The organism is Micromonospora sp. NPDC050417 (assembly GCF_044458865.1).
In the GTDB taxonomy this organism is placed as follows: Bacteria; Actinomycetota; Actinomycetes; order Mycobacteriales; family Micromonosporaceae; genus Micromonospora_G.
In genome coordinates this window covers 1-3,022 of sequence record NZ_JBITIH010000064.1, presented here as the reverse complement: position 1 = coordinate 3,022, position 3,022 = coordinate 1, and the positions used below count along the sequence as shown (strand labels likewise).

Here is a 3,022-nt window from a genome sequence, read left to right as displayed (position 1 = left end):
GTCGACAGATCAAACTCAAGACACCGAAGGTCCGTCGTAGCGCGAGTCAGACCCAAGTACCGGGCGGCACTCGCTCATCCTCACAGTCGTAGCGGGTGGCGACGCCGCGATGGCGTTTGAGCCGGTTGATGCCGTTCTCGACGGCGTGGCGTAGCCGGTAGAGGTTCTTGTCGAACGCGGGTGGGCGCCCGCCCTTGGAGCCTTTGGCCTTGCGGTGGGCGTCCTGGTCGGTCTTGCTGGGAATGCAGGCCTTGATCCCGCGGGAGCGTAGATGGGTGCGGTTGCTGCGGCTGGTGTAGGCCTTGTCGGCAAGGACCAGGTCCGGGCGGGTGCGGGGTCGGCCCACGCCCAGGCGGGTCACGCGGATGCGACGCAGGACGGGGATGAACTGCGGGCTGTCGCCACGGTGCCCGGCGGTCACGATCAGGGAGAGGACCTTCTGTCCCTGCTCACAGGCCAGGTGAGTTTTGGTGGTCAGCCCGCCGCGTGATCGGCCCAGCGCGTGGTCGGCTGGTTCGTCGTGCACGCCGCCGGGTGGTTCCTTCTGCAGGTGCCCGTCGGTGCGGGCGCCTGCGGCGTGCTGGTGGGCGCGGCTGGTCATCGAGTCCACGCTCACCGTCCAGCCGATCCGGCCGGCCGCGTCGCCAGCGGCCTGCAACGCGGACAGGATCTTGTCCCAGGTGCCGTCACGCTGCCAGCGGCGGAACAGGCCGTAGACGGTAGGCCAGGGCGCGTACTCGGCCGGGACATCGCGCCATGGGGCACCGATCCTAATCCGCCACCGGATCCCGTCGATGAGCTGTCGTTTCTCCCACTTCGGCGGAGACGACCCGTTCTCGACGCGGCAGGCAGCAGCGGGGCCAGAACCGCCCACTGCCTGTCGGTCAGGTCGTGCCGCCTCGTCACCGCTACGCTGGGCACGAGGTCTCCGGTATGAAGTTCTTGCTTGGTCGCAGAACCAGATACCGGAGACCTCTTCAGTTGTCGATCACCGCCACGCCGTGACCTCGACGCTGCCGGCCTGACTTACGAAACACGCCCTAGCCGCCGAGAACTCCGCGCTGTCCGGCCACATCGCCGACGCCGCCAAGCTCCGGCCCTTGCCCCATCCATCGTCACGCATGTCCTGACGGTGGTCCGGCCAGCGCGGCGGCGACCCGTTACTCGTACTTGATGTGGGTAAGGAAGAAGTCCCGGATGTCCTCGGCGAGCAGCTCGGGCACCTCCATCGCGGCGAAGTGGCCGCCGCGCTCGAACTCCGACCAGTGCCTGATGTCGTACAGCCGCTCGGCCAGCGGTCGCACCGACTGCGTGATGTCGTGCGCGAACACCGCCACGCCAACCGGTACCGGGCACGGTTCGATCCGCCGCGGAGTCTCGCGGGACAGCCGCGCCGAGGAAGCCGCGGTGGCGGTCAGCCAGTACAGCGAGATGTCGGTGAGCATCCACTCGTCACTGATCGGCGAGCGAGGGTCCGTCCACTGTGCGAAGCGCTCGGCGATCCAGGCCAGCTGGCCGACCGGCGAGTCGGTCAGCGCGTAGCCGATGGTCTGGGGGGTGGTGGCCTGCAGAGCCTGGTACGGCGGGCGATTCGCCATCAGCTGCCTGATCTTGCCCAGCCGAGCTTCATCCGTTTCGGACAGTTCAATGTCGGGGACCGGCCGGGTCGGCAGGTAGTTGATGTGCACCCCGACGACCTGCTCGGGTGCCACCGCGCCGAGCGCCGTTGAGATGCCCGAGCCGAAGTCGCCGCCCTGCGCGCCATAACGCTCGTACCCGAGCCGGCGCATTAGCTCAGCCCAGGCCCGCGCGACCCGGACGATATCCCAGCCGCGCTCGTGGGTCGGCCCGGAGAAGCCGAAACCCGGGATGGACGGAATCACCAGGTGGAAGTCGCGCGACAGCGGCTCGATCACGTCGAGGAACTCCAGGAACGAACCGGGCCAGCCGTGGGTGAGGATCAGCGCGAGCGCGTCCGGTTTCGAAGACCGGACGTGGACGAAGTGGATGTTCTGGTCGTCGATCTCGGTGGTGAAGTGCGGAAGCTCGTTGAGCTTGGCCTCATGCTCGCGCCAGTCATAGCCGGTGCGCCAGTGTTCGGCCAGTTCCTTGAGCCGCGCCAGCGGGAAGCCGTAGTCCCACCCAGCGTCGGCGATCTCGTTGGGCCAACGGGTGCGGGAGAGCCGGTCGGTCAGGTCGTCGAGGTCGGCCTGGGGGATGTCGATGCGGAACGGCTTGATCATGGTCATGACTCCAGGGGTTTCATTCGGCACCCAAACGTTAGGGCAAGTAACGTTCGGTGCCCAAACGATATCACAGTCATTGGTGGTCCCAACGATTCGTTAGACTTGCCACGTGGAGAACCCATCCGAGGAGACGCCTGCCAGCTGGGAGAGCCTGCACAGCTGGCTGCTCACCCAGACCGCCAACCACGCGCACCGCCTGGTGGCCGCCGGGTTCTCGTCCGTCCACGCCCGCGGCTACCACTACCGCCTGCTGGCGACGCTGGAGCATCTCGGCCCGGCCAGCCAGGCCGCGCTGGGCCGCCGTAGCGGCATCCACCTCAGCGAAATGGTCGCGACGATCAACGAGCTCACCGATCGCAAACTGGTCGAGCGCGCCCCGGACCCCTCCGATCGGCGGCGCAACATCATCTCGCTGACCGCCGCGGGCAAGCGGCAGCTGCGGCGACTGGAGAAGCAGCTGGCCGAATCCCAGGACGAACTGCTGGCCCCGCTGTCACCCGAGGAGCGACAGCGGTTGACCGAGCTCCTGTCTAGGCTGTTGGACCACCACAACCGGCGAACCGGCACCTGATGTTCCCCGGGTGATGTTCCCCGGGTTTCATGGAGTCGTCGTGGTTGGTCTCATGCCACGGACAGGGATATCGGTCGGACTCTTTCATACTCGTTCGGGCTGAGCATGCCGAGTGAGCTGTGGCGGCGTTGCCGGTTGTGGAAGATCTCGAGGTACTCGAAGATCGCGTTGGCGAGCTCGATGCGGGTGCGCCACCGCTGCCTGT

At 67.1% G+C, this 3,022-nt stretch carries 3 protein-coding genes and 1 pseudogene; 1 reads left to right on the top strand and 3 read right to left on the bottom strand.

All coding sequences use genetic code 11. The features are described from left to right. Positions 1-46: 46 nt before the first annotated feature. Positions 47-921 (bottom strand): annotated as a pseudogene (locus tag ACIBF5_RS32650) (IS5 family transposase). 239 nt (positions 922-1,160) lie between these two features. Further along, positions 1,161-2,243: an epoxide hydrolase family protein gene (locus tag ACIBF5_RS32645; protein WP_396816747.1), complete on the bottom strand. Its 1,083-nt coding sequence runs from the start codon at positions 2,241-2,243 to the stop codon at positions 1,161-1,163. A gap of 112 nt (positions 2,244-2,355) precedes the next feature. Here ACIBF5_RS32645 and ACIBF5_RS32640 point away from each other — a divergent pair, with 112 nt between their 5' ends. Next, complete coding sequence (locus tag ACIBF5_RS32640; protein ID WP_396816745.1) at positions 2,356-2,817, top strand: MarR family winged helix-turn-helix transcriptional regulator; 462 nt, start codon at positions 2,356-2,358, stop codon at positions 2,815-2,817. A 50-nt stretch (positions 2,818-2,867) separates the two neighbouring features. On the opposite strand, the gene ACIBF5_RS32635 is transcribed toward ACIBF5_RS32640, so the two are convergent. Then, a partial coding sequence (locus tag ACIBF5_RS32635; protein ID WP_396816746.1) for an IS3 family transposase occupies positions 2,868-3,022 on the bottom strand: 155 nt, incomplete at its 5' end.